This is a genomic window from Paenibacillus sp. S-38, from assembly GCF_049942825.1.
Classification (GTDB): Bacteria; Bacillota; Bacilli; order Paenibacillales; family NBRC-103111; genus Paenibacillus_G.
On record NZ_CP187970.1, the window covers coordinates 7,523,002 to 7,548,344 of the forward strand.

Sequence of the window (25,343 nt, forward strand, 5' to 3'; positions counted from 1 at the left end):
GCCGCTCTCTATCTCTTAGGTCGCCTTTATCAGCACCATACAAATGTCGTCGCTCTGCGTCTCCCAGATGTCTTCCGGAAGCAGCGCTTCGACGAGCCGGCTCGGATCCTCCTCACCGTGAATGAGCCCCTGCAGCCGCAGAGCCAGCAGGTCCGACTCCGCCGCGTCCTCCGGATAATCGTGAGGCATGGGAATGGACTCCAGCAGACCGTCGGTATACAGCGCGATCCGGATCGGGTTCTCGTAGGAGAAGATGCTCTTTGTAATCTCCATCTGGTCGAAGAACCCGACGGCACAGCACCCTTGGGCGAGCGCCACCGGTGGCTTGCCCTCCTCGAACAGGAAGCCCGGCGGATGCCCCGCATTGACATATTCGATGGTCTTGTGGTGCGTATCGATCAGAAGATAAACGGCGGTAAAATAATAACTCATCGACGGGTTCTTATGATTGAGCTGGTGCATGTAGCGGTTGAGCTCGGCAACGACGAACTCAGGGGAGACGAAGCGCGTGATCGTATCCTGCATGACCGATGAAATGAACATGCAGACAAGGGACGAGGAGATCCCGTGCCCCATAATATCGAGGATGATAATGCCGTGCCGGTGCTCATCGATCCGGTGCCAGGCATACAGGTCTCCGGCCAGCTCGGAGGAGGGGTGGTAGGCGGCCCGGATGTCGAGATGCTCCTTCTTGAGCGGGGGGCTGAGCACACTGCTCTGCACCTGCTTCGCCAGATCCAGCTCCCGGCGGATCCGTGCCTCGTTCTCCTTATGCCAGTCTTTCTCATACTTCAGCCGCAGCGCCACTCGGATCCGTGCGATGAGCTCCACCTTGTTGACCGGCTTCATCACATAATCGATCGCGCCCGCCTCCAGGGCTTCCGCCAGCTTATTCGAATCGCCGAGCGCCGTCACGATGATGACCGGAATATCGCGCAGGCGTTCGTCCTGCTGGATCAGCCGACAGGCTTCGATCCCGTCCATTTCGGGCATCATCATGTCCATAAGGATCAGATCGACGGGCACCTTGCCCCCGTCGGCGCTCTCCGTAAGCCGCACCAGCATTTCCCTGGCCGAAGAAGCCTTCCAGAACGAATCGTATCCGGCGCTCTTGAGAATTTTTTCAATGACAATGATATTAACGGGATTGTCGTCCACAATGGCTATATTCATAACATTCGGGTCTCCTCTTGTTCGTTGCATGGGCAGGCCAAAACAAACCATACGCCGCGCAAGCCCATCCGTAGTGCATTCCGAACAGCTGCGCGCCCGCCTTCTCATCCATCCATCTATTTGTGTCTGCTTCTTGCATCCATGCTGTCCGCTCCGTGCTGTATCCGTTCCTACTATTATAGCGAAAAAGATAAACATATGTAACCATAAACCGTGGGGATTGAAACACCGGGGAAGTGATTCGGCGCAGGAAAATCCGGGTAATTACGGGTCGAGCGGGTCTGCCGCCATCCAGGCGGCTGGCATCACTGCAGCCAACGGCCGAAGTTTCGGAGCCCTGCCGTTCCGGCTCCAAGGAGGTCATATCATGAGAACCAAACTGAAACTGGTCAACGGAGAAGAAGCAGCCATCCGGGCCGTACAAGCGTTCCGGGAAGAAGGTCATTCTTTGGATGAGATATATGTTCTGGCCCATGACGGGGATACGGTGAGTGAGCTCAGCCGGCTTACCGACGCCAACACGATCGGTGTGATGGAGGAAGGCATGGCGACGGCCTTTGCGAACCTGTTCCGCTCACGCGGGGACCAGCTTCGGGCGAAGATGGAGTCGCTCGGGATCTCGGCCCTCGACGCCGAGCGGTATGAGGAAGAACTGGACAAGGGGCGCATTATGGTCCTGGTCTGGTACGACGAAGATGCCGGCACCCTGGACCGTGCCGATGAAGCGGCACGCCGCCGCGTTCGGCCCGAGGAGGTTATCCTGCCGCCCATTGGCGGCGCGGTCACGAGCGAAAGAAGATAAGGACACCTTCCCCTTCACCCCGATGCCGGCCCACAGGCTATGGCACACCCGCTGCAGGCAGCCGGAACTTCACGCAGCGGGCCGGCCGCTTCCTTCCGGAAGCGCCTGACAAGCACACGAACCCCAAGAGGGAGGCGTGTGCTTGTTTTGGGATGCGGAGGGAGAGGTCACCGAACGGATGCTCCGCAGAAATCGATTATTTCGGATGCCTGCGCCTATTTTTGGCCAAAAGGCTCCGTCCCTTGAACCGCTTCCCCGCGGGCGTCGTCTATGTAGCAGCAAGAAACGACCCTGCCCAAAGGAAGCGAAAACACAAGATGACAAAGCCCTCTGCCTCACCCCGCAGCGCCTTGGCGCTCCCCCTCTTCGGAGCCGCTGCGCTCCTGCTGTCCGGCCTGTACACGGCCTACTCTTTGTCCCCCCGCTCCTCCGCTTCCACCAAGACGGAAGCGGGTTCGCCCGGCGTCTCCCTGCTGCAGGAGAAGCCCTCTGCAGCGGAGAGCGGGGAGCCGCCGGCCGGCCTCGAGCTCCCGGACCCGGACCTGCCTGATCCGCATCTGCCCAGCCTTCAGCCGTCCCCTCCCTCTCCCGGTCTGCCGCCTGTGACGGAACCGGCGCCCCCCTCCTCCGCGTCCCCTGCGGGGAACAAGCGGGCCGCCCTTACCTTCGATGACGGTCCGGACAGCCGGTATACGCCGCTCATTCTCGATATTCTGAAGGAGCACGGGGTCAAGGCCACGTTCTTCGTTGTCGGAAGACAGGTGGAGAAGTGTCCGGAGGTGCTGCGCCGCATCGCGGAGGAAGGGCACCGGATCGGCAACCATTCCTGGGACCATGCCGACCTTACTAAGCTGAACGAAGCGCAGATCCTGGAGGAGATTGCGGCAGGCGACGAAGCCGTGCGGAAGATTACTGGCAGCGCCCCCGTGCTCTTCCGGGCCCCCTATGGAGCCGTATCACCCAACGTCCGGAGGGCGCTGGGTTCCCTTGGCCGGCCGCTGGTCGGCTGGACGGTCGATACGCGGGACTGGGCCGGCACCCCGCCGAAGGCGATCTTGGAGTCGGTGACCCAGGGGCTGAAGCCCGGCGGCATTGTGCTCATGCACAGCTTCGGGGGCCGCAGCGGTTCACTGGCGAATACGGTAGAGGCGCTTCCTTCCATTATTGAGGCTCTGGAGGGGGACGGCTATACGCTCGTGACGGCAGATGAGCTTTGATCCCCCCTCCACTCGGCCGCCCCTGTGTTCCCGTGCCGCCACCTGCCCGGGAACACAATTTCCTCTGGCTTCCAACTGGGGATTCGCGGTACACTGAAGATATGCTTAGGGCCGCATTCCTTCCGCAGGAGGACGGTCCTTCCATTTGAACCGGAACGACGGAGAGATCGTCATATAGATTTGAGGTGGCCTTGTTGGAAGGGAATATGAAATTCGAATACTTGAAATACCTGTCCGAAAGTTCGGATAAAAAAGCCATTCTCCACGACCTGATGACCGCCTACGGCCAGGACGTCTGGAATTATGCTTACAGCATGACCCGCAAGTGGGATCAAGCGGACGATATTACCCAGGAGGTATTCCTGAAGGTCTACCGCAACCTGTATTCCTTCCGATGCGAGTCCTCGGTTAAGACCTGGCTGCTCGCCATCACCCGCAACATGACGCTTGACTACCGCAAATCCGCCTTCCTGCGCAGAGTGACGCTCGTGGATTACTTCCTTCCCGGGGGCACCGCACAGGCATCGGCCGAGGAGGAAGTGATGGCGGAGCTGGCCCTGGACGACATGTGGTCCCTGGTGCTCGAGCTGCCGGTCAAATACCGGGAGGTGCTGATTCTCTTCGCGCATCACCAGCTGTCCATGAAGGAGATGGCGGAGGTGCTTGGCGTCAGCGAAGGAACCGTGAAATCCAGACTGTATCATGCCCGCTGCAAAATATCCAAGCTAAAGGAGAGTCGGAGGATTGGATCCGAAGGATAGCGAGTTAAAAAAAGCACTGAAGGACGGTCCTCCGGGACTGCGCGGGTTCGATGAGAATCTGAAGCGCCGGATCGAGGAACGCCTCGACGAACCGCGGGTGCGACGGCGGCCCTGGAGAATCTGGGCTGGCGCCGCCGGTGCCGCCTGCGCCCTTACCGCAGGCCTGCTGTTCGCCGGTGCGTACGGGCTGCTCGAGCGGCTCGTCCCCGTGCCGTCTCCCCCCGCCATGACAGCGGCGGCGGATACGGCACCACAGGCGGACGCAGAGACAGGGCCCCGCACCGCCCTGCTGATCGGCACGCGGACGGACCGTCCGTCCCCATCGGACCCGAAGGGACAACCCTTGAGTGTGTACCGCTCGTTCCTCCTCGCTCCGGAAGGCGGACGTCTGGAGATAACGGCGTCGGGCAAAGGCATCCTGATGCCGTACAAGATGGAGTTCTGGCGCATTGACAGCGAGACGGCTGCGGATGGAAGCACCATGCTCGGAGCCGTCCGGGTCGCCTCGAACGGCAAGACGCCGCTGGTCCGCAGCTCCGCCGTACGCTCCCAGGGGAACCCGGCCTTCCACGAGAAGCTGGTCTTCGCGGGGAACCGCTATGTTGCGATCGCCCAGACCCCGTCAGGCGGACGCGAGATGCTCTGGGTCAAGGAACTGCCCCAGCTGGCGGCTCCTCGCCGGTCCGCGGCGGCCGTGCCGCTGCAGGAGCCGCATGTTACGCTGCGCAGCCTGCTCGGGGAGTCGGCCCAGCCCCTGGTCCGCTCCCTGGATGCCGCCCCGCCCGGAGGCGGGCACGACACAGTCGGCGAGAGCTGGACGCTGGAGCGCAGGCAGGGAGCCTGGACGGCGATGCTGGCCTCCTACGACGGCTCGGGACCGGAGGGCTACCGCCTAAAGGATGTGCCGGCGGATCTGCCGGAGGCACTCGTATCCTACGACACGCTGTCCACAACGTGGGCTGAAGTAGCGGGGCTGCAGCCGGCCGCCACCGACGTGTTCACCTCGCCGAATCAAGATATGGCGGCGGTCGTCACCCCGCGGAGCCTCGTCATCCACCCCATGTTCCGCGGAGAGCTCATAGCCTCCCCTCTGCTCACCGTTCCGCTTGCGGAGAACGAGACGGTGGTGATGGCGCACTGGGCGCTGGATCCGTATATCGATCAGTGGAAGCGGCAGGCGAAGGCCCAGCTCTCGCCCTGAGGCACGGACGACCGGCGGCCTCCCGCACACCGGAGCCCTACCACGAACAAAGAAGCTTACACGCGCCTGCCTGCAGGGCGGTAAGCTTCTTTGTTCGTGGTGCTTATGACTCCATCGGGCAGCTTAGGCTTCAAGCCTCGCTGGAATGTGCATCCGGCGGGTCCGCGCTTACCCCTCAGGGCTGCGCTGCCGTCCCGTACGTCACATGGGAGGAGAAGTCCGGCGCATTCGGTACGATGAGGATATGTGTCTGTCCCGGCAGGAGCGCCGGCTCCTTCCCTCCGCTCCAGAACTTCAGGGGCTCGTTCGAAGCGCCCCGGCGCCATTCGCCCTTGAGCACACGGCCCTTCTGGAAGAGAAGGGCCTCTCCGCCCCCCGTCAGCTTGACGTCCAGCCGGCCTTCCTTGTCGAGCACCTTATGGTCCGCCCCCATAACAATCACGTTCCCGGCGGCGAGCTGGCTGCCATTGTTGAGGTCCTTATGCGGCTCCCCGTCGATGGTGCGCAGATAACGCCCGCTTCCCGCATCATACCGGTAGCCGACCTTGTAGCCCTTGACGAGGAACGTCACATCGAGCGAGGCAGCCTCCGCCGAAGCGTCAGGCCCGCTGCCGGAGACCGCACTGCCGGAGACCGGCTGTGCCGCCTCGTCGGCGGAAGCGAAGGTGTAGGCCGGGAGGGCGGCCGCATCACCCGTCACGGTGAAGCCCCGGCCCTCGGCCCCCGTCCGGATTTTCTCCAGACTCGTGTACAGGTTATGCGGCGCTTTGCGGCTTTTCTCCCTCCAGAAGGACGGACCGGCATTCGTAATCTCATCCATGTCGTCGATCCGCTCCTTCTTCAGCTTCGCATAGCCGTCCGGGCTGCCCCCGGCATGCACCTGAATAGCGCCGAAGCTCTTGCCGAGCTCGATAAAATAAGGCCGGATGCTCCTCACCGGTCCGATCGGATTCTGCACGGCCGGGCTGCTCTGGTAGATGGCCACCAGGCGGGTGATCTCCCCTTCGGCCAGCACCTCCAGCAGCATGTCCGCATCGCTGAGCCCGCTCTGGGGCCGGGCTTGAGGCGCATTATTGACCATGACCATCACCGGGCGCTGGAGTGCGGCATCCCCAAGCGGAAGGCCGGTCAGGGGAGCCTTGGGTCCGGCAGGAGCGGGCGCCGGCTCCTTCTCCACCTCGGGCGTCGGCTGTACCTTCACGGGGGCCTCTTGAGGCTTCTGGGCCTCTTCCCCTCCGGGCAGCAGGCTGCAGCCTGCCGTTAGAGCGAGCAGGCCGCCGGCGAGCAGCAGCAGGGCCGCCCATCGGCACGGCTCCTTCCCGGGGAGCTTGGTGCTTCGTATTGTCATGCTCTCACTCACCTCTCTTAACTCCAAGATCTGGGCTCCAGGATCTTAGCTCCAGAATCGGTCTCTAGTAATCTATATTCTAGCACTTACAGAAATAGAAGCCGTACGCCAAAAAGCGCTATCCTTTTTCTAAACGGATAACGCCCCGGTTTTGTTTCCCCGCTATGTAAATAATCCCCCGAATCCGGCTCAGAGGCCGGCCAGCAGACTCCTCATTTCCTCCCCGTACACCCGCAGCAGCTCTCTGGAGCCGAACGTGCCGCTGAAGTCCTCGAGACCGAGATAGCCGTCATAGCCCGCTGCCGCCAGATCGGCGAGCACCTGCTTCCAATCGACGATGCCTCCGCTTACCGGCGCCCAGTACGCATGCCAGCTCTGCGTCCCGTTCTCACGCCGGCTCCCCTGTCTCCATCCCGTATTCTTGACATGTACATGCGCCAGGTACGGACCGAGCAGCTCCAGTCCGAGCCGGAAGTTCTCGTACCCTTCATGAATCATATTGCCCGGATCCAGCAGAACCCCGATGAAGTCAGGATGGAACCGGGAGACCAGGCGGTGGGCAAGACCGGCGCTTGGAGCGATCGTGTGGTGATGCGTTTCCACCAGGCCCTTCACCCCGTATTGGCGCGCAAGCTCCTCCACCCCTTGCAGATAGCGGAGCTCCTCCTCGAAGAGGTCGTTGTAATTCTTCGAGCGGTCATAGGCCGGTACCCCGACGCGGATCGCGGAGGCCCCGAGCCGCCTGGCGGCCTGCATGGCCTTTTCCGTCCCCTCCAGATCTCCCGGGGTCAAATAAGGCATGACGGCGATCGACTGCAGTCCGTTCCCGGAGGCGGCCTTCGCGAAGCGGTCCAGCGCCTCTTCCGGACTCTGCGGATCAATGGAGCAGAGATTCCGCCGCCAAAAGGACGGCGTCTCCTCCCGCGCCTCTGCAGGGATCTCCTTGTAACGCCACTCGATGCCCTCAATCCCCGCCTCCTTCGCGGCTTGTGCCAGTTCTTCCGGCGACAGGTCCGGGGTGACGACGGTGAATACGGATAGTTTCATAGGGATTCCTCCGAAGTATGGATAGGATAGATGGGTTCGATGAAAAGACGGCCTGCTTACCGGGGTAATTGCACCCCTTAACGGGCCTGACCACCCCGAGGATTCACAGAACCAGCGGGCGCCGACGGACTCCGGCTTGCCTGCCTCCCCGGCCGGCCCGGCAGCCGGCGCAGGAGATCAGCAGCTGCGCCCGGCATCTATCCGAACATCCACCCCGACAAACTCAGTGAGCCGTACTGGTATTCCCGGTGCAGCAGTTTCGCCTTCCGCTTCCCGTCGGCCAAGCCCATCACCAGGAAGAGCGGATAAAGATGCTCCCGAGTCGGAGCCGCCAGCCGGGCATGGGGCGCCCGGCTCTCGTAGTCGAACAGCGCATCGAGATCCCATACGCCGATCCGCTCCCCCAGCCATTCGTCGAACTCAAGGGCCCACCGGTCCACACCGGCGGAATCCCAGCGCAGCTGCGAAGGATTATGCACCGTGCCTCCGCTGCCGATCACAAGAATCCCTTTGTCCCGAAGAGAGTGCAGCGCCCGTCCGATCCGGTACGGCTCTTCGGGCACCAGACGGGGGTGGACGGACAGGGCGATGACGGGAATATCCGCCGCCGGATACATCCAGTGAAGGATCGACCATACGCCGTGGTCCAGCCCCCGGGCATCCTCGATCTCGGAGGCGATGCCTTCGGCCGACAGAGCCTCCTGGATCTGCAGGCTGAGCAGGATGTCCCCCTGTCCCGGATAGTGCACGGCATACGCTTCTTCCGGATAGCCGAAGAAATCATGCAGGGTCTCGTGACGCGAAGCGCCCGAGATCAGCTGAAGCGGGCTTTCCCAGTGGGCGCTGACGACTGCGATGCCCTGGGGTCTCGGCAGATGCCGGCCCAGGCTGCGGAGAAAGCGCGTGTAAGGAAGGTCCTCCACTGCGAGCTGCGGGGTGCCGTGAGCCAAAAACAAGGTAGGGTACATGCCTCCCACTCCTTTCGGTTGTCGCGGTGCTTCCCTCCGGAGCGGGAGCAGGCCCCAGCCGGAGCCTTAGGCGCCCTGGATCCCGAGGAACGCGTCCAGCTCCTGCTGCTGCCGGAGATGATGACGGAAGTGCATTTCAACCAGGGAGAACCACTCCAGCGCATTCAACGCCCCGAGACGCGGATGGGGAACACGGCGGTCTTCCGGGATGGCCGCCAGCTGCGGCTCGATGGCTCCGACCTCTGCCTTCAGCTTCTCCAGCCGGGCACGCAGCGAATCCACCTCTTCGGTATTGGCCGGCGTGTAGGTGTCTGTGGGCGGGACCGCAATTTTAATCGGCGGGAAGGAACCGAGACGGAAGACCGCTTCCCCCGCTTCGGTCTTGGCTCCATCCGATTGGCCTGCTCCGTCCCGGCAGGCCGCCACAGCTCTCAGCTGCATGTGGAAGGCGGTATTGAGCAGATGCGTATATACCTGGCCGACCGACCAGGCTTCCGGGGCAGGCTGACGGTGCAGCTGCTCGGGGCTGTAGCGGCCAAGGGCCTCCTCATACTGGCCAATCAAAAGTTCAAGGTCCTGCAGAATGCGCTTCGTTTCGCTCATGGTTCTTTTCTCCTTTGATCCGTTTCGGAATGGTTTACGTTCCAAGGATACCAAAGCGCTCCTGACAGCCTTATGTCAGGAAGTTTGGCCGGCTTTCGTACAGGCTGCAGATTTTGCGCGCCTCCTCGGCCACCCGCCTGCTAAGACTCGGCGGCTCCAGCACGACCGCTCCCGCTCCCATACCGAGCAGCCACGGCAGAATCTCAAGCTCGTAGCGCACCTGCAGCGTGAGCAGCAGGGTGCCCGTGTCCGGCTCCTCGCACACTTCCGTGGCATAGTAGCTCGGGGCCTCCCCGTAGCGAGCCGCCGCTTCCCCGGACAGCCGCACGACGACTCTGACCGGTCTGTCATCGGGCGGAGTGTAGCGCTGGATGTCAAACTCGGGGGGACGGGAGAAGGTCCGGTCCGTGACCTGCAGCTCCTCCATCCGGTCCAGCCGGAACTGCCTCAGCTCCCCCCGCAGCAGACAGTGGCCGATGAGATGCCAGCGGCCCTGTGCATTCACAAGCCCATAGGGCTCCACCTCACGCAGCTCCCCCGGACCGCTCCTTCCTTCCTGCTGCCGCGCCCTTCCGGTATACCGGAAGCTGACGGACCTCTCTTCCCGTACGGCCCGGTGAAGCTGGTCCAGCTTCTCTTCCGTCTGCGGGAGCCACCGGAAGCGCAGCCTGCTGCGCACGGCCTCCACCTCGGCCCGGACCTCTGCGGGCAGCACGGCTTCCAGCTTGGTGCGGGCCGAGTACCCGGCCTCCTGATAAGCCTCGCCGAGCAGCCGCAGAACCGCGTCACTGCCAAGCAGGAGGGTCGCCGCCTCCTCGGCCCGGAAGGAGACCGGAGGCAGGAAGTAGCCTTCCATCAGAGAGTAGCCTAGGCCCGGCACCGCCACCACAGGCACCCCGGCTTCGCTCAGCGCCTGCATATCCCGGTACACGGTTCTTACGCTCGTCTCGAAGTGGCCGGCCAGTTCCTCCGCCCGCACGCGGCGCCGCTTCTGGAGCTCCAGCAGCATCGCCATTAATCTGTCGGTCCGGTTCATGCGCCGCCCTCCCCTTTTCGTCTCTACATGATAGTAAATCTATTCCATGAGCCCGCCATCTCTTCCTCCCGGCCGACAAAAAAAAGATCCGGTACCGAAGTCCCCAGGTTCGGGCCTCCTTCCGGATCTTTCTCTCTTAGCGCACACCGCCATAAGGGTTACAGCTGCTCACGGACCCAGGCTTCCAGCTGGGCCAGCGGCACGAATCCCACTTGTGTTCCCACTTCCTGGCCGTCTTTGAACAGCTTCAGGGTCGGAATGCTCATGATGCCGTATTTGCCGGCCGTGTCGGGATTGTCATCCACGTTGACCTTCACGATGGAGAGCGTATCGCCAAGCTTTCCGCCGAGCTCTTCCAGCACGGGAGCGATCATTTTGCACGGTCCGCACCACGGAGCCCAGAAGTCCACGAGAACTACCCCCTGTGCGATGGCCGACTCGAACTGCTCTTCTTTGGTAATGGATACGATAGACATGATTACACTCACTCCTTCTTTATATAAGAGACTCAAGGATTCGCTGGCGGCTGCCGGAGGGGCATTCTACCGCAGGAATCCGGGGTTGAAGCGTCTGCGGAAGGGAGAGAGGCCGGATGCGGACCCCGGAGTTCCCGTACCGTTCGCATGGCTCGGCCATGCGGCTTCGGCCGCCGACTTGCGCTCGCTGAGCTCCTTGAACCACTCGCGGTCGCGTGTGATCAGCGCCACTTCGATCAGTCCGCGCAGCGCCTCCACATCCGACAGCAGGTCGTCCGGCAGCTTCATCAGCTTGAACGGTCTGGCTTCCGCCAGCGTCCCTACCCGCTCCGTGCGGTCGCACTGTGTCAAGCGCACCCGGATTCTCCCGTCATCGTTCATCGATTCGATATACCCAATGAAACGCTCGTCCTGTAAGGTCGTTCCGCTCACCCAATCCCCTTCTTGCAGCAGCATCGGATTATAAGCCGTCATCTTCGGTCACCCTCTCCTCTTTTTATATACTTAACCGCTTTTTACATAATTAACCTACAGGAGAGTACTGAAACATTATTAGTAACAGTTTGGGGAGAGAAAAAGAAGCACCTTAGCGCTTCTCCCGCTGCGCGGTCTTCAACCGGTCCAGGACCTCGCGAAGCGTCAGACGCTCCAGGTAGTTCAGCATGCCCTGCTCCGCTTCCGTGAAGATCCCGTCCATCACCCCTGCGATGTTGCAGGCGATCAAGCAGTCTTCCTCCACACTGCCGGAACACCAGGACGGCTTGATGGAACCGATTGAGGTAACCCGATAAATCTCGGCCAGGGTCACTTCCTCCGGGTTGCAGCTGAGGATGAATCCGCCCCCGCTGCCTTCCTTCGTGGCAACATAACCGGCCTTCTTCAGGCAGGCCATCACCTTGCGTACCCTGGCGGGGTGCGTGCAGACATTGTGGGCGATAACGTCGCTGGTAGCCATGTGATCCGGCCGGTAGGCGAGCAGTACAAGACTGTGTACCGCAATCGTGAATTCGCTGTTCACCGTTTGCCCTCCCTTATCCCTGTACTGTAATTATAATTATTACAGTACTTTTTGTCAAGACCTTCTCCGCCTTCCCGTCTTCCCTCCCCAAGTTCATCCGCCTGCCGTCCATCCTGAGGGTTTCCCATTCGGTCTGACTGCTTTCGTCCGCTGTAGCCCTATACCCCAAAAGACCGGTCCCCAGCAGGGAGACCGGTCTCATACAACATCCGGGCAGCCTAAGCCGCGGACCGATAATAATCGATTATTGGTACAGGGAGCTTGTACGGTAGAACTGATTTTGCTGCTGCTGCGCCAGGAGGCCGGCATTCACCGAACTCAGCTGGGCCAGGTCCTGCTCGATGCGGGCACAAGCCTGGGCTACCTGCTGCAGCTGCTGCAGCGCTACCTGATGGCCCTGCAGTGCGGTTTGAATCACGCGGACCGCTTGGCGCTCGCGCTGGGCAAGAAGCTCCAGCTGCTGGGCATTCTGCTGCTCCTGCTGGAGCATTCTTTGGTACTCGGCGCTGGAGAGCTGCGTTTGCTGCATCAGCTGCTGGATCGTTTGCTGGCACTGGTTAAGCTGCGAAGTCAGGTTATACATGGATAGGTAAGCCTCCTAAGGTAAGTTTAAGTTCAGCCCGTTTTGGACCCATCCTATTTTGCATTAAGCTTCCTTGCCTTATGCATGGTTTCCACCCCCTGGAGCTGAGGCCGCCCATTCCTCCCCCGCCTCCTTTTCCAATGAAAAACCCTCTCTTCCGGCACCGGAAAAGAGGGCTGCTCTGCTTAACGCTGGCAATGATTTATTTGATGTCGTAAATCTTGGCAAGGTCATCCAGCATCAGGTTGGCCGCCTTCACGCCGCCCGACGTATTCCAGATGGCGTCGTTCACCTTATGCACTTTGCCTGCCTTCACCACGTTCAGGTTCTTCCAGAGCGGATCGTTCAGCCAATCCTGCTCCTGCTGGCTCCCTTTGTTGTCCCCAGTCTCGTACGTGAAGTAGAAGAGCATGTCGGCGTCGACTTCCGGCAGACGCTCCTTCGTGATTTCTTCCACGAATGTATCCTTGTACTTATTCTCCGGACGCTTGATGCCGATCTGGTTGAAAATAATACCCGTGAACGTATCCTGCAGGTAAATTCTCGTCTTGCCGGCCATGAAACGAACTACGGAAACTTTCTGGTTGAGCTTGTCGCCAGCCTTCGCTTTGAAGTCGGCGATCCGCTTGTCGAAGTCGGCGATGACTTTCTCGCCTTCTTCCTTCTTGCCTACCGTCTCCGCATAGAGGCGGAAGTTATTCTTCCACTCGCCGCGGAGCGTCTCGGAGAAGACGGTTGGGGCAATCGCCTTCAGCTGGTCATATACCTTCTCTTGCCGCATTTTGTTGCCGATGATGAGGTCAGGCTTCAGAGACGCGATGAGCTCCAGGTTCGGCTGGCTCTCTTCCCCGACTACCGTCACGCCTTCCATCTCGGACTTGATATGGTCATACCATGGGCTTCCCGTCCAGGACTTCACCGCACCTACAGGCTTGATTCCGAGGGAGAGCAGGGCTTCCGTACCTTCGTTGGTCAGAATCACGACGCGTTTCGGAGCTGCGGGGACTTCGGTTTCCCCCATGACATGTTTGATTTTACGCGGGCCTTCCGCTGCCGTTTTGTTTTCCGCACCGCCTGCTGGGCTGGGTGCAGCCTGCTCGGCCGGTTTGGAGCCGCAGGCCGTCAGAAAGACGGATACCATCATGATGATGGCGAGGAGCAGCGAAGATTTTTTGCCGATCATTCCTGTAAAATGCTGCATAAGTGACCTCCTGATGTCGTAAATAACAGTGTCCGGCCGCCTTCTCTGTCTATAGGCTGTACCGGCGGTTGATAACGATTATCATTTACTTCGTAAATAGTACTGTCTGACCGCCGGCTTGTCAACCATTTTTTGATAATGATTCTCAAATTCATTGACAGGTGATAACCATTCTCATACAATGAGAAAGGAGTTTGTCTTTATTTATATCGCAAATGGTTAACGGCCCGAACCAACGGCTCCCGTTCCCTTCCTTCATCTAATGTGATCCGCAGGAAAGCAGGCTGTCCATCCCTATGCACAACGAACGTTCTCTTGCATTCAAAGTCACCTGGCTCCTCGTTTCAGCCATTGTCCTAGCGCTCGTTATGCTCTCCAGCGTCATGTTCGGTATCAAGACGTACAGCTGGGAGCAGATCGTTTCGGCCTACAGCCGCTTTGACGGTTCCAACGAGCACCTTATCATCACGACGGCGCGGATGCCCCGCGCCCTGATTGCAGCGGCCGTCGGGGCTTCGCTGGCCGTCGCCGGCGCCCTGATGCAGGCGATTACCCGCAACCCGCTGGCATCGCCAAGCGTCTTCGGCGTCAACGCGGGAGCCGCGTTTGCGATCGTCCTGTCCGTCACCGTATGGAACGCCTCGTCGCTGACCGAGTTTGTCTGGATCGCCTTCGCAGGGGCAGCCATCAGCTCGCTGGCTGTGTACGTGCTCGGCTCCATCGGCCGCGACGGGCTGACGCCGATGAAGATTACGCTGGCCGGCTCAGCCATCTCGGCCTTCTTCGCGTCGCTGACCCAGGGCCTGCTGCTCGGCAGCGGCAAGGCCTTCGACCAGGTGCTCTTCTGGCTCGTCGGCTCCGTAGCCGGCCGCACCATGGAAATGCTTCACTCCGTGCTGCCTTATATGGCGGCCGCCATGGTCGGCGCCCTGCTCCTGGCCTCACACATCAACGTCCTGTCGATGGGCGAGGATGTCGCCAAGGGCCTCGGCCAACGGACGATCCTGATCAAGGCGCTGACGGCGCTGGTGATCGTCCTGCTCGCCGGCGGCTCGGTCGCCGTGGCCGGTCCGATCGTCTTCGTCGGCATTATCGTGCCGCACATCGTGCGCTTTGTCGTCGGCATCGACCACCGCTGGGTGCTGCCCTACTGCGCCGTGTTCGGCGCGCTGCTGCTGACCGGCGCGGATGTCGGCGCCCGCTTCATCGCCATGCCGAAGGAAGTGCATGTCGGCGTAACCACGGCGATTATCGGCGTGCCTTTCTTCGTGTACATCGCACGGAAGGGAGGCCAGCTCCGATGAACCGCAAGAGCCTTTATGTCACCCTCCGGGGCAGTGCTTACTCGTTCCTGATCAGCCGTAGGGCCGTGCTCATCACCACGCTGCTGCTGATCGCCCTGCTCGCCGCCGTCGTGCTCTGCACGGGCATCGGCAGTGTCTTCATCCCGCCGGCCGAGGTGATCCGTGCAATCCTCGGCAGCGGAGCGGATGCCAGTGAGACCATCGTCCGGTCCCTTCGCCTGCCGCGCATCGTGATCGGCGTGCTGATCGGCGCGGCGCTTGCCGTGTCGGGAGCGATCCTGCAGGGCGTGGTCCGCAACCCGCTGGCCTCCCCCGACACGATCGGGGTCACGGGCGGGGCTACGCTCGGCGCCATCTCGTTCTTCTTCTTCCTGACCGAGCGGGTCAGCATCGTCTGGCTGCCGGTCGCCGCGATCGCCGGCGCCTTCCTGGCCATGGCGCTCGTCTACGGCCTGTCATGGAAGGGCGGCGTTACGCCGCTGCGCCTCGTGCTCATCGGCATCGGCTTCACGGCCGCCATGAGCTCTCTGTCGCACATGATGATGCTGACCGGGCCTGTCGTTGTCGCCAACAAAGCCCTGACGTTCATGACCGGAAGCATCTACGGGGTTTCCTGGGAGAAGGACGTACTGATCCTCCTCCCCTACGTAGTCGTCCTGCTGCCGCTTGTGCTTCTCTACTCGCGGCACATCAATATCCAGGAGCTCGGCGAAGAAATCGCCCTCAGCGTAGGCAGCGCCGTCCAGCGCCAGCGCCTGCTGCTCCTGCTGTTCAGCGTGGCCCTGGCCGGTGCGGCCGGTGCCTTCGGCGGCGCGATCACCTTCATCGGCCTGATGGCGCCCCATATGGCACGCAAGCTTGTAGGTCCAAGCTTCGGCGCGCTGCTGCCAGTGTCCGCCCTGCTCGGGGCCTTGATCCTGCTCGCCGCGGATCTCGTCGGACGCACGGCGTTCTCGCCGCTCGACATTCCGGCAGGCGTCTTCACGGCCGCGATCGGCGCTCCCTTCTTCGTCTACCTGCTGTACCGCAGCCGGAACCGGTAACCGATCATCCAACCCCTGCAGCCTTGCAGATACCAAGGAGAGATACCTATGACCGCCATTCAATCCAAAGACCTTTGCTTGTGTTACGGCGAGACCTGCATTTTCCAGGAGCTCAGCGTCCGGATCCCTAAGGGTAAAGTGACCGTGTTCATCGGCAGCAACGGCTGCGGCAAATCCACGCTGCTCCGGTCGCTCGCCAGGCTGCTCAAGCCCCAGAAGGGCTCCATCGTCCTCGACGGCAATGAGATCTCGCGCATGTCAACCAAGGAGATCGCCCGCCGGATGGCCATGCTCCCGCAGGGGCCGGCCGCTCCGGAAGGACTGACGGTCCTGCAGCTCGTAAAGCAGGGACGCTATCCGTACCAGAACTGGCTTCAGCAGTGGAGTAAAGAAGACGAGGCAATGGTGCAGCGCGCCCTCGAGCTTACGAACATGACGCCGCTGGCGGAGCGCGCCGTCGACTCCCTGTCGGGCGGCCAGCGCCAACGCGCATGGATCGCCATGACCCTGGCCCAGGGCACGCCGACCATCCTGCTCGACGAGCCGACGACCTACCTCGACCTTGCGCACCAGATCGAAGTGCTCGATCTGCTGTATGAGCTCAACGAGCAGGAGCAGCGCACGATCGTCATGGTCCTTCACGACATTAACCTGGCCTGCCGGTACGCCGACAACATTGTGGCGATCAAGGATCGTAAGGTGTGGGCGGAGGGACGGCCGCAGGATATCGTGAACGAGAAGCTGATCAAGGATGTGTTCGATCTCGAGAGCAAGGTCATCGAGGATCCCCTCTTCGGCACACCGATGATCGTCCCCGTCGGCAAAGGCAAACGGCCTTTAGCCGGCAAGCTGCCGGCCAGACCTGTAGCCCTGTAAGAGAAGCTCCGCGCATTATCTCCATACCAAAGAAGGTGCTCCTCTCGTCATGTAGAGGAGCACCTTCTTTGGTATGGGGCTTCGATCCGTTAAGCCCTGCAGCTATAATTTCTATGATGCAGAATCCGGCAAGAAGCGGCCTTTTCTCTTCCAAGGGCCGCGAGGCTGAGCTGACTTACAGGCTCCTGATCGACCGTTCGCAGGTAGTTCCGACTCCCGGTGTGTGACCGGGAACGGTGCCCCCGTCCACCCTGGATTGCTCCACCGCTGCTTACTCATTTCCTGGAGAATACAGCGGCCGCTCGTTACCCCTGAGGCACTTGCGGCTGCAGCGCCCGGCTCCACGCCAGGATGTCCTCCGCCGCTCTCGAAGCGCCGCCCGCCTCCCGGAAGGAAGCCGCGATCTGCTCCGCTTTCTCTTTGTATGAGGCATCTCCTAACAGCTTCTCCGCCGTCTCCCGCAGCAGCTGCGGGGTTACCTTGCTGTGATCGAGGGTGATCCCGGCACCGAACTCAGCCACACGTCCGGCGACCATCGGCTGGTCGGCGGATACGGGAAGGACAGCCAGCGGCACCCCATTATACAGCCCTTCGCTTGTACTGTTCATCCCGCCGTGGGTGAAGAACACATCCGCATGCTGCAGCACCTCCAGCTGAGGCACATAAGGACGGACGATGAAGTTGGCCGGCGGCTCCGGCAGCTCTTCCAGGTTGATTTTACGCCCAACCGACAGTACCACCTTCGCCTCCACATCCCGGAAGGCGTCGAAACAAGCCCGATAGAAGTCTTTCAACTCATTGAATACGGTGCCGAGCGATATATAAATCACGGCATGACCATCGAGCTCGTCGAACGGAAAATCACCGCTGTCCGCCCGCTTGGCAATCGATGGACCGACAAAGCGGTACGTCTCGTCAAAACGCTCACCCGCGAATTGAAACATACGGGAGGTGAACACCACCGACAGGTCACCCGGATGCGAGACGATCCCGCCCACATGTTGCAGGGAGCTCAAGTCCAGGCCGTATTCCTGTTCCATCCGCTTTACCGGCTCCTGACTCTTCAGATACAGCTCCGAATCCCGGTCCGGTTGGAACCGTTCCTTCATCTGCGCAGGCATCCGCTCCTGCAGTTCCGCTCCAATCATGAAGGTCGTGCTGGAGCACACCTTCGGCAGTCCCAGTATATCCGCTATGATCCAGCCAGCCACGCACATGCTGTCATAGATGACGTAATCGTAAGATTCTTGGCGTACTTCGGGAAGAATCGCCCTCACCATCAGTTCCGCGCCATGCAGCATGAAATTCATCATGTGCCTTGAATCGAAACCTTCGGCGCCGGGCCGGCCCGCTCCCATCAACTCCTGATGAAAATTCTTGTAAGTCCGGACAACTGCGCCAGCTCCTTCGAGCCTTTCCCTGAAATCCTCGGTGCAGTAATAGGTTACCCGTTCGCCTCGTGCCGTCAGTTCCTTAACGAGGCCTACCGTTGGATTGACGTGCCCCTCCGCCGGCAGATTGATCATCAATACATGAGCCATGGTTTCTTCACTCTCCCTTATTTTCCATATTATACCTACACACTCCGACCGTCAAATTCTCCTCCATCCTTCCCTGGCGTCAAGCCGAGTATTGTTCACCCACTTTTCCCTACCCTAGTGCCAGCCTCTCCAACACCGATGCAGCAGCCATCCCTTTCCTCATCCATTCGTTCATTCCCTGCGGCCGACTTGCTCCCTTATACGCAAAAAAAGCCAGCCGACAGAGTACGAGGGTTCCGTCTCCGCCTAACCGGCTCTTCTGTTTATACCAAAGCCTTCTTAGCAATATCCGTACGGTTGTGCTTGCCTGCGAAGCGAATGCCGTCTGCAGCGGCATAAGCCTTGCTGCGAGCTTCGGCAATGTCGCGGCCTAAGGCCGTGACACCAAGCACCCGGCCGCCGTTCGTGACGACGGCTCCGTCCTTGATCGCTGTTCCCGCATGGAACACGATAGCATCCTGCACGCTCTCGAGTCCTTCGATCGGCAGGCCTTTCGGATAGTTCCCCGGATAGCCTTCCGAAGCGAGAATGACGCAGACCGCAGCCTCGTCGCTCCACTGGATGTCGATCTCCTCCAGGCGTCCTTCAACAGTCGCCAGGAAAATATCGAGCAGGTCGGTCTGCAGTCTCGGCAGGACAACCTGTGTCTCCGGATCGCCGAAGCGCGCGTTGAACTCGATCGTCTTCGGACCGTCCGGCGTGATCATGAGGCCTGCGAACAGGACGCCGCGGAACGGACGTCCCTCGGCGACCATGGCCTTCGCCGTCGGCTTCACGATCGTCTCGATCGCTTCATCGATGATCGACTGCGGAATATGAGGCAGCGGCGTGTAGGTGCCCATGCCGCCCGTATTCGGGCCCTTGTCGCCGTCGAAAACCGGTTTGTGATCCTGCGCCGGCGCCATCGGTTTCACGGTTTCACCATCGACGAACGCCAGGATCGACATTTCCTGACCCGTCAGGAACTCCTCGATGACCACCTGGTTGCCGGACTCGCCAAAGATCTTGTCGACCATGATCTCCCGCAGCGCCTTCTCGGCTTCTTCCTTCGACTGGGCGATAATCACGCCCTTCCCTGCTGCAAGCCCGTCCGCTTTGATCACGTAAGGCGCCTTGTACTGATCGAGATACGCTGCTGCCGCATCATACTGCTCGAACGACTCGTAAGCCGCCGTAGGAATGCTGTATTTTTTGAGCAGCTGCTTCGTGAAGACCTTGCTGCCTTCGATAATCGCCGCATTCTCACGGGGTCCGAACACCTTGAGGTTCTTGCGTTCCAGATGATCGACGATCCCAGCAGCCAGCGGATCATCCGGGCCGATGACCACGAGATCGATCTTCTTGTCGAGGGCGAACTGCCCGATTTCTTCGAACTGGTGCACACCGATCGGCAAGCACTCCGCTACCGAAGCAATGCCCCCGTTCCCCGGAGCGCAGTACAGCTCCTGTACTTTCGGGCTCTTCTTCAGCGCCCAGCAAATTGCATGCTCGCGGCCACCGCCGCCTACAACCAATACCCGCACGTTGCGTGCCCCCTATTCCTTATTGATGACGAGCAGCTCGGCTTCCGCTGTCTCGAGGGAGATCGTCTTCACGAGCAGCGAAATCCGGTTCTCCTCATTGAGCGCGTTCCAGTACGTCTCAGCGATCGTTTGCGCGTCGTTGGCCAGTGGAACCAGCTGCGGCTCGCCCTGGAACGAAGGCAGCGGATTGCCGTCGCCTGCGTACGTGTGGATGCAGTGGCCGTAGCCCGGCAGCGCCTTCTCATAAGTGAACGTGTGGCGCAGCGTCTGATCTTCCGTGTTGCCGCTCGACTTCAGGATGGACAGCTTGTAGGCGAACTGCTCGTCTGCCAGGTCCACCAGACCGCTGATGCGCGGCGTGAAGTTAGACGCATCCGGCTCATACGTACGGAAAGCCAGCGCGGACTCGAACGTGCCGCCCTGCTCCAGCGCCTCATGAATCGTATCGGTCTGATCACCGTTCGTTACGATATGGGCCCCGCCCAGGTGCTTCACCGGATAGTAGATGATCAGGGAAGGATCGGTCAGCTTCGCCGGATCTTTGGCCTCCGTGCGCAGGAAGCCGTTGTCCTCCTGGATGAATACCCGGTTGCGGCTGTTCTCGCTGCGGCCCATGATCCAGTACACCTGGACCAGCTTGCTGCCGTCCGGCGTTTGACCGATGACGATCCCCCGTCCCGGATAGACGTTCTCCTGCAGGCTTTTCAAATAGCGTTCCGCTCCAGCGGCTCTTGTCGTCACAGCGTTCTCCTCCTAAGTAGGTCAGTCAAAAAATAGGGTTCTCGGTATGCGGCTCGCCGCCGCCCCCGGTTCTAGTGGTGGAACAGACGGACGCCGGAGTAGCACATGACCATGCCGTAATCATTGGCGGCCTTTACGACTTCCTCGTCGCGCATGGAGCTTCCCGCCTGCACGACGTATTTCACGCCGCTGCGGCTTGCCCGGTCGAGGTTGTCACGGAACGGCAGGAAGGCATCGGATCCGTAGGATACGCCCTGCAGCCCTTTGAGCCATTCGCGCTTTTCTTCGCGGGTCAGACGGGCAGGCACTTCCTCGAAGGCCGCTTCCCAAGCCTCCTGCTCCACCGGAGTCAGCTCCTCTTCGAGCCAGAGGTCGATGGCGTTGTTCTGCTCGGCACGGGAGAGGCCTTGGCGGAACTTCATGTTCAGCGCCGTCGGGTGCTGACGGAGGTACCAGCGGTCCGCCTTGTCGCCCGCCAGGCGTGTGCAGTGAATCCGGGACTGCTGGCCGGCGCCGATCCCGATCGTCTGGCCGTCCAGGGTGTAGCAGATGGAGTTCGACTGCGTATATTTGAGCGTTACGAGAGCAATGAGCAGATCCCGCTTCGCGTTCTCAGGCAGATCCTTATTCTCGGTCACGATGCGCTCCAGAGCGGAGGCATCAATGACCGCGTCGTTGCGCTCCTGCTGAAGGGTCAGGCCGAACAGCGTGCGCGTCTCCACCGGATTCGGCACATACTCCGGATCGATTTGCAGCATGAGGTAGCCGCCGTTCTTCTTCGCCTTGAGGATTTCGAGAGCTTCCGGCGTGTAGCCAGGAGCCACCACGAGATCGGATACTTCACGCTTCAGCAGCAGCGCGGTGGAAGCGTCCACGACGTCGCTGAGGGCCACGGCATCGCCGAAGGAAGACATGCGGTCCGCCCCGCGGGCACGGGCATACGCCGTAGCCAGAGGAGACAGCTCGAGGCCTTCTACGAAGTAGGCTTTTGCGAGCTCAGGAGTCAGGGGCGCAGCAACCGCAGCACCGGCTGGAGACACGTGCTTGAACGACGCAGCAGCCGGAAGGCCTGTTGCACGGCGAAGCTCCCGTGCCAGCTGGAAGCCGTTCAGGGCATCCAAGAGGTTGATGAAGCCCGGATCGCCGTTCACGACGGTGATCGGCAGGTTGCCTTCGCTGATCAGCTTCGCCTGCTTCTGATGCGGGTTCATCCCGTAGCGAAGCTCGATTTCATGTTTCTGATTCGTGGTCTGGCTCATGATTTCATCCCATCCTTCTCTTTGCTCGTTGCGATATCGTCTAGCTTGATACTGCCGTCCGCGATCGCCTGGACCACCCGAGGGTACAGCTCGTGTTCGATCTCATGAATGCGTTCGGCCAAGGTATCTTCCGTGTCCTCCGGGCCGATCGCAAGCGCCCGCTGGGCCAGAATCGGACCGCTGTCGAGTCCTCCGTCCACGATATGAACGGTCACCCCAGTGATCTTCACCCCGTGGTTCAAGGCTTGCCGGACCGCATGCAGTCCCGGAAAAGAAGGCAGCAGCGACGGATGCACGTTGATCATCCGGCCCCAGTAGGCGTCGACGAGCACATGCGTCAGAATACGCATATACCCGGCGAGCACGACGAGCCCGATCTTTTTGTCCCGCAGCCGCTCCAGAATCTCAGCCTCATAAGCTTCGCGGGAAGGATAGTCCTTCGGGCGGAAGAGGAACGTCTCGATCCCTGCCGCTTCCGCACGCTGTACGACAGGCGCTTCTGGCTTATCACAGACGAGAAGCTCGATGTCGGCATCGAGCTTCCCGGATTGGACTGCGTCCGTCAGCGCCTGGAAGTTAGAGCCGCTTCCCGAGGCGAACACGGCAATGCGCAGCCGTTCAATCATACTTCCGCTCCTTCGAAGGTCACGATGCCTTCGCCGGCAGTAATGTCGCCCAGACGGTAAATGCTCTCGCCCAGCTCGCGTGCTGCGGCCAGGGTCGCTTCCGCTTCCTCGGCAGAGACGACGATAACCATGCCGATGCCCATGTTGAAGGTACGGAACATGTCATTGTTGGAGATCGAGCCATCCTGCTGCATCAGGTGGAAAATCGGCAGAATCGGCCAGGAGCCATACTGGATGTGGGCGTTGACGTTCTTCGGCAGCACACGCGGGATGTTCTCCAGGAAGCCGCCTCCTGTGATGTGCGCCATCCCTTTGATCTGAACCTTCTCGAGCAGCGAGAGAATCGTCTTCACGTAGATCCGGGTCGGCTCGATGAGCACATCGCCGAGCTTCTTGCCTTCGAGCGCTTCCAGCGCCTGGTCCAGCTTGTAGCCCTTCTGCTCCAGCAGCAGGCGGCGGACCAGCGAGAAGCCGTTGCTGTGAATGCCACTCGACGGCAGTCCCAGGACGACGTCGCCCGGACGGATCGTCGAACCGTCGATGATCTTCTTCTTGTCGACGATGCCGACCGTGAAGCCCGCGATGTCATATTCGCCTTCGCTGTACATGCCCGGCATCTCCGCCGTTTCGCCGCCGATCAGCGCACAGCCGGCTTGTACACAGCCGTCGCTGATGCCTTTGACGATCGCTTCGATTTTCTCCGGGATGACCTTGTCGCACGCCAGGTAGTCGAGGAAAAAGAGCGGCTCCGCGCCCTGCACGATGATATCGTTCACGCACATCGCTACCGCGTCGATCCCGATTGTGTCATGCTTGTCCATGGCAAAAGCCAGCTTCAGCTTCGTCCCTACCCCGTCCGTACCGGACACGAGGACCGGCTCCTCGTACTTGTCTTTGTTCAGGCCGAACAGGCCGCCGAACCCGCCGAGCTCGGTGAGCACCTCGGGACGGAACGTGGTTTTGACGTGTTTCTTCATGCGTTCTACCGCTTCGTTGCCTGCCGCGATATCCACGCCGGCTTGTTTATATGCATCGGACACTTGGTTTTCCTCCCCGGAAATGGTTGACCCCTGGGCTGGTGCGGGGCTCCGGCATCGTATGATTTGCCTTCGGCCGCTGTTGAACCGGAGTTCCTAATGAACTTACCTGTCGGTAAGAACTCCGGTTCAAAGGCGGCACGTAAACTCTCCGGCAAACATTCGAGCCTCCCGCCCAAGCCAGTTGGGTCAAAAGATTTACGCCTTGGAATTCGGCGTTTGGTTAATGATAAGGCGGCCGCGCTGTGCGGCGGCCGCTCGGGTTGTGAAGTTGGTTAAACGCTGTGCATCTCTAAGCGCAGATATAGGACTAGAGAAGCTGTCATGGACGTCTCTGCCGCGGACGGGGCAACCACAGATGTGCTGCCTGAGCCTGCCGCGCCACTGCCGTTCATCACGAGCGGGGCCTACCCTGGATGCATCAGCGCATGCTTGAAAGGCTTACCGCAGTTGGGACGCCACTGTCATGCTGCTCGGGAAGAGCCCACCGCGGACGGAAGGCCGCCGATGTAGCTCTGATGCCTTCTTACGAAGTTCCGTTCGTACCCGCTTACCCATTCAAAAAGCATAGAAAGCAAATAGCGGAACTGAGATTCCTTATTCACCCGATTCCAGGGTAAATTTCCGGAATAGCGGAACTCAGGTTCCTTATGGGGCTCCCAGAGGCCTCTTAGGCTCACCACTGGACTTCTGTCAATAAAGTAGACACAAAATGAAGGAACCCTTTAAGGCTAAGCTGCTCTTTGTTCATGGTACATCTGTTCAAAGCGATGAGGCGTTTTATAACCCAAAGTGGAGTGACGCCGTGTTCGGTTGTAGTAAAACTCGATGTAATTATAGAGTTCATCGGCTGCTTGCTTACGAGTTTTAAACTTGGTTTGGTACACAAGTTCTTTTTTCAATGTACTGTGAAAAGACTCGATACACGCATTATCATAGCAGTTACCTTTTCGACTCATGCTGCCGGTCATGAAGTAGCCTGCCAGCCGTTCTTGGTAATCACCGCTTGCATACTGAGATCCGCGGTCGGAGTGGTGGATCAAGCCAGGGGCCGGTTTCTGGCGCTTGTAAGCAAGCTCCAGGGCATCGATCACGAGCTCCCTGGTCATCCGCGCGCCTGTAGCCCAGCCTACGATTTTACGTGAATATAAGTCCATCACACTGGCTAAATATAGCCAGCCTTCGCCAGTGGCGACATAAGTAATATCTGTTACCCAGACCTTGTTGGGTGCCTCCACTTTAAACTGCTGATTTAGGATATTGTCATGAACAGGCATGTTGTGGTTGGAATTGGTCGTTGCTTTGTATTTTCCAACCGTAATCGACTTAAGACCCATCTCTTTCATAAGGCGACTGACCGTTTTTGAGGATACAGCACAACCGTCTTCCTCTTGCAGAATCGCAGTAATCACGGGGCTGCCGGGGCGCTTCTTCAAACGGTAAAAGTGATGCCGGATGCGTTTTTTCAGCCACATCCGGTGCTTTTCCCGTTTACTAGGCTGGTGTTTTACCCACTTGTAATAGCCGCTTCTGGATACTTGTAAAACGGAGCACATCTTCTCGACACGGTACTGGAAGCGGTGTTTATGAATAAACGAAAAAATCAGTGCCGGTCTTTCGTGAAGAAGTGCATTGCCTTTTTTAAGATTTCGTTCTCCTCTTGCAGTTCGCGGGTTTGCTGCTCCAACTTCTTTAGTCGTTCGTAATCCACAAAGACTTGTGATTGTTCCGAAGCCGCACTTTTCCCGTACTGTTTGATCCAGCGGCTTAAGGTACTTTTCGGAATCCCAAGTTCCCGGGCAATCTCAATTGGCTTCTTCCCCTCCTTCTCTATATGCTCCACCGTTTTTTTCTTAAACTCACTGTCGTAACTCTCCCGTTGCTGACTCATGGCACACCTCGACCTTTGTTCGTTTGTCTTTATTATAAAGGTCGTTCCTTAAGTTGTGTCCACCGTTT

25 protein-coding genes are annotated in these 25,343 nt (G+C 59.9%); 7 read left to right on the top strand and 18 right to left on the bottom strand.

Going from position 1 to position 25,343, the window contains the following annotated elements:
- Positions 1-15 precede the first annotated feature (15 nt).
- A complete protein-coding gene (locus tag ACP26L_RS32745; RefSeq protein WP_426449785.1) occupies positions 16-1,173 on the bottom strand; it encodes a PP2C family protein-serine/threonine phosphatase in 1,158 nt (385 codons plus the stop codon).
- Positions 1,174-1,540: 367 nt separating this feature from the next.
- On the opposite strand from ACP26L_RS32745, the gene ACP26L_RS32750 reads away from it, so the two are divergent.
- The 4 genes from ACP26L_RS32750 to ACP26L_RS32765 all read left to right on the top strand — a co-directional run bounded on the left by ACP26L_RS32750 (position 1,541) and on the right by ACP26L_RS32765 (position 5,154).
- Entirely contained in the window at positions 1,541-1,975 is a 435-nt protein-coding gene (locus ACP26L_RS32750) for a general stress protein (RefSeq protein WP_426449786.1), read from the top strand.
- A 317-nt stretch (positions 1,976-2,292) separates the two neighbouring features.
- Positions 2,293-3,192, top strand: coding sequence for a polysaccharide deacetylase family protein (locus ACP26L_RS32755; RefSeq protein ID WP_426449787.1), 900 nt, complete (start codon positions 2,293-2,295; stop codon positions 3,190-3,192).
- 194 nt (positions 3,193-3,386) lie between these two features.
- Positions 3,387-3,953 carry an RNA polymerase sigma factor gene (locus ACP26L_RS32760; protein WP_426449788.1) on the top strand — a complete coding sequence of 189 codons (567 nt, stop codon included), beginning with the start codon at positions 3,387-3,389 and terminating at the stop codon, positions 3,951-3,953.
- Positions 3,937-5,154, top strand: coding sequence for a hypothetical protein (locus ACP26L_RS32765; RefSeq protein WP_426449789.1), 1,218 nt, complete (start codon positions 3,937-3,939; stop codon positions 5,152-5,154). The genes ACP26L_RS32760 and ACP26L_RS32765 overlap by 17 nt, the downstream gene beginning before the upstream one ends.
- 175 nt (positions 5,155-5,329) lie before the next feature.
- Here ACP26L_RS32765 and ACP26L_RS32770 read toward each other — a convergent pair whose 3' ends face one another.
- From ACP26L_RS32770 to ACP26L_RS32815, 10 genes are all read right to left on the bottom strand, one after another.
- Entirely contained in the window at positions 5,330-6,502 is a 1,173-nt protein-coding gene (locus tag ACP26L_RS32770) for a DUF3048 domain-containing protein (RefSeq protein ID WP_426449790.1), read from the bottom strand.
- 189 nt (positions 6,503-6,691) lie between these two features.
- A complete protein-coding gene (locus ACP26L_RS32775; RefSeq protein ID WP_426449791.1) occupies positions 6,692-7,549 on the bottom strand; it encodes a sugar phosphate isomerase/epimerase family protein in 858 nt (285 codons plus the stop codon).
- 197 nt (positions 7,550-7,746) lie between these two features.
- The gene (locus tag ACP26L_RS32780) at positions 7,747-8,517 is read right to left on the bottom strand and encodes a DODA-type extradiol aromatic ring-opening family dioxygenase (protein ID WP_426449792.1); all 771 of its coding nucleotides are present in this window, start codon (positions 8,515-8,517) and stop codon (positions 7,747-7,749) included.
- Positions 8,518-8,583: 66 nt separating this feature from the next.
- On the bottom strand, positions 8,584-9,120 hold the full coding sequence (locus tag ACP26L_RS32785; protein ID WP_426449793.1) for a DinB family protein: 537 nt from the start codon (positions 9,118-9,120) through the stop codon (positions 8,584-8,586).
- Between the two features lie 70 nt (positions 9,121-9,190).
- The gene (locus ACP26L_RS32790; RefSeq protein WP_426449794.1) at positions 9,191-10,156 is read right to left on the bottom strand and encodes a helix-turn-helix transcriptional regulator; all 966 of its coding nucleotides are present in this window, start codon (positions 10,154-10,156) and stop codon (positions 9,191-9,193) included.
- Between the two features lie 158 nt (positions 10,157-10,314).
- Positions 10,315-10,632, bottom strand: coding sequence for a thioredoxin (gene trxA, locus ACP26L_RS32795; RefSeq protein WP_426449795.1), 318 nt, complete (start codon positions 10,630-10,632; stop codon positions 10,315-10,317).
- A 66-nt stretch (positions 10,633-10,698) separates the two neighbouring features.
- On the bottom strand, positions 10,699-11,106 hold the full coding sequence (locus tag ACP26L_RS32800; protein ID WP_013920959.1) for a hypothetical protein: 408 nt from the start codon (positions 11,104-11,106) through the stop codon (positions 10,699-10,701).
- Positions 11,107-11,218: 112 nt separating this feature from the next.
- A complete protein-coding gene (locus ACP26L_RS32805; RefSeq protein WP_426449796.1) occupies positions 11,219-11,650 on the bottom strand; it encodes an RrF2 family transcriptional regulator in 432 nt (143 codons plus the stop codon).
- A 244-nt stretch (positions 11,651-11,894) separates the two neighbouring features.
- On the bottom strand, positions 11,895-12,233 hold the full coding sequence (locus ACP26L_RS32810; protein WP_426449797.1) for a hypothetical protein: 339 nt from the start codon (positions 12,231-12,233) through the stop codon (positions 11,895-11,897).
- A gap of 202 nt (positions 12,234-12,435) precedes the next feature.
- A complete protein-coding gene (locus ACP26L_RS32815) occupies positions 12,436-13,434 on the bottom strand; it encodes an ABC transporter substrate-binding protein (protein ID WP_426449798.1) in 999 nt (332 codons plus the stop codon).
- Between the two features lie 296 nt (positions 13,435-13,730).
- Between ACP26L_RS32815 and ACP26L_RS32820 the strand changes: the two genes are divergently transcribed.
- Genes ACP26L_RS32820 through ACP26L_RS32830 form a run of 3 tightly spaced genes read left to right on the top strand, consistent with a single transcriptional unit; the run spans position 13,731 to position 16,657 of the window.
- A complete protein-coding gene (locus tag ACP26L_RS32820) occupies positions 13,731-14,738 on the top strand; it encodes a FecCD family ABC transporter permease (RefSeq protein ID WP_426449799.1) in 1,008 nt (335 codons plus the stop codon).
- On the top strand, positions 14,735-15,781 hold the full coding sequence (locus ACP26L_RS32825) for a FecCD family ABC transporter permease (RefSeq protein WP_426449800.1): 1,047 nt from the start codon (positions 14,735-14,737) through the stop codon (positions 15,779-15,781). Before ACP26L_RS32820 ends, ACP26L_RS32825 begins: the two co-directional genes overlap by 4 nt.
- 48 nt (positions 15,782-15,829) lie before the next feature.
- Positions 15,830-16,657, top strand: coding sequence for an ABC transporter ATP-binding protein (locus ACP26L_RS32830; RefSeq protein ID WP_426449801.1), 828 nt, complete (start codon positions 15,830-15,832; stop codon positions 16,655-16,657).
- Positions 16,658-16,962: 305 nt separating this feature from the next.
- On the opposite strand, the gene ACP26L_RS32835 is transcribed toward ACP26L_RS32830, so the two are convergent.
- The 7 genes from ACP26L_RS32835 to ACP26L_RS32865 all read right to left on the bottom strand — a co-directional run bounded on the left by ACP26L_RS32835 (position 16,963) and on the right by ACP26L_RS32865 (position 25,275).
- The gene (locus tag ACP26L_RS32835; RefSeq protein ID WP_426449802.1) at positions 16,963-18,198 is read right to left on the bottom strand and encodes a macrolide family glycosyltransferase; all 1,236 of its coding nucleotides are present in this window, start codon (positions 18,196-18,198) and stop codon (positions 16,963-16,965) included.
- Positions 18,199-18,461: 263 nt separating this feature from the next.
- The gene (purD, locus tag ACP26L_RS32840) at positions 18,462-19,721 is read right to left on the bottom strand and encodes a phosphoribosylamine--glycine ligase (RefSeq protein ID WP_426449803.1); all 1,260 of its coding nucleotides are present in this window, start codon (positions 19,719-19,721) and stop codon (positions 18,462-18,464) included.
- Between the two features lie 12 nt (positions 19,722-19,733).
- Positions 19,734-20,462, bottom strand: coding sequence for an IMP cyclohydrolase (locus ACP26L_RS32845; protein WP_426449804.1), 729 nt, complete (start codon positions 20,460-20,462; stop codon positions 19,734-19,736).
- Between the two features lie 71 nt (positions 20,463-20,533).
- The gene (locus ACP26L_RS32850) at positions 20,534-21,721 is read right to left on the bottom strand and encodes a phosphoribosylaminoimidazolecarboxamide formyltransferase (RefSeq protein WP_426449805.1); all 1,188 of its coding nucleotides are present in this window, start codon (positions 21,719-21,721) and stop codon (positions 20,534-20,536) included.
- On the bottom strand, positions 21,718-22,347 hold the full coding sequence (purN, locus tag ACP26L_RS32855; protein WP_426449806.1) for a phosphoribosylglycinamide formyltransferase: 630 nt from the start codon (positions 22,345-22,347) through the stop codon (positions 21,718-21,720). Before purN ends, ACP26L_RS32850 begins: the two co-directional genes overlap by 4 nt.
- Positions 22,344-23,387, bottom strand: coding sequence for a phosphoribosylformylglycinamidine cyclo-ligase (gene purM / locus ACP26L_RS32860; RefSeq protein ID WP_426449807.1), 1,044 nt, complete (start codon positions 23,385-23,387; stop codon positions 22,344-22,346). The genes purN and purM overlap by 4 nt, the downstream gene beginning before the upstream one ends.
- 728 nt (positions 23,388-24,115) lie before the next feature.
- Positions 24,116-25,275 (bottom strand): IS3 family transposase gene (locus ACP26L_RS32865; protein ID WP_426449808.1). Its coding sequence is split into 2 segments (ribosomal slippage): positions 24,116-25,020 and positions 25,020-25,275, totalling 1,161 coding nucleotides; the frame shifts between segments, so codons are not numbered across the junction.
- Between the last annotated feature and the right edge of the window lie 68 nt (positions 25,276-25,343).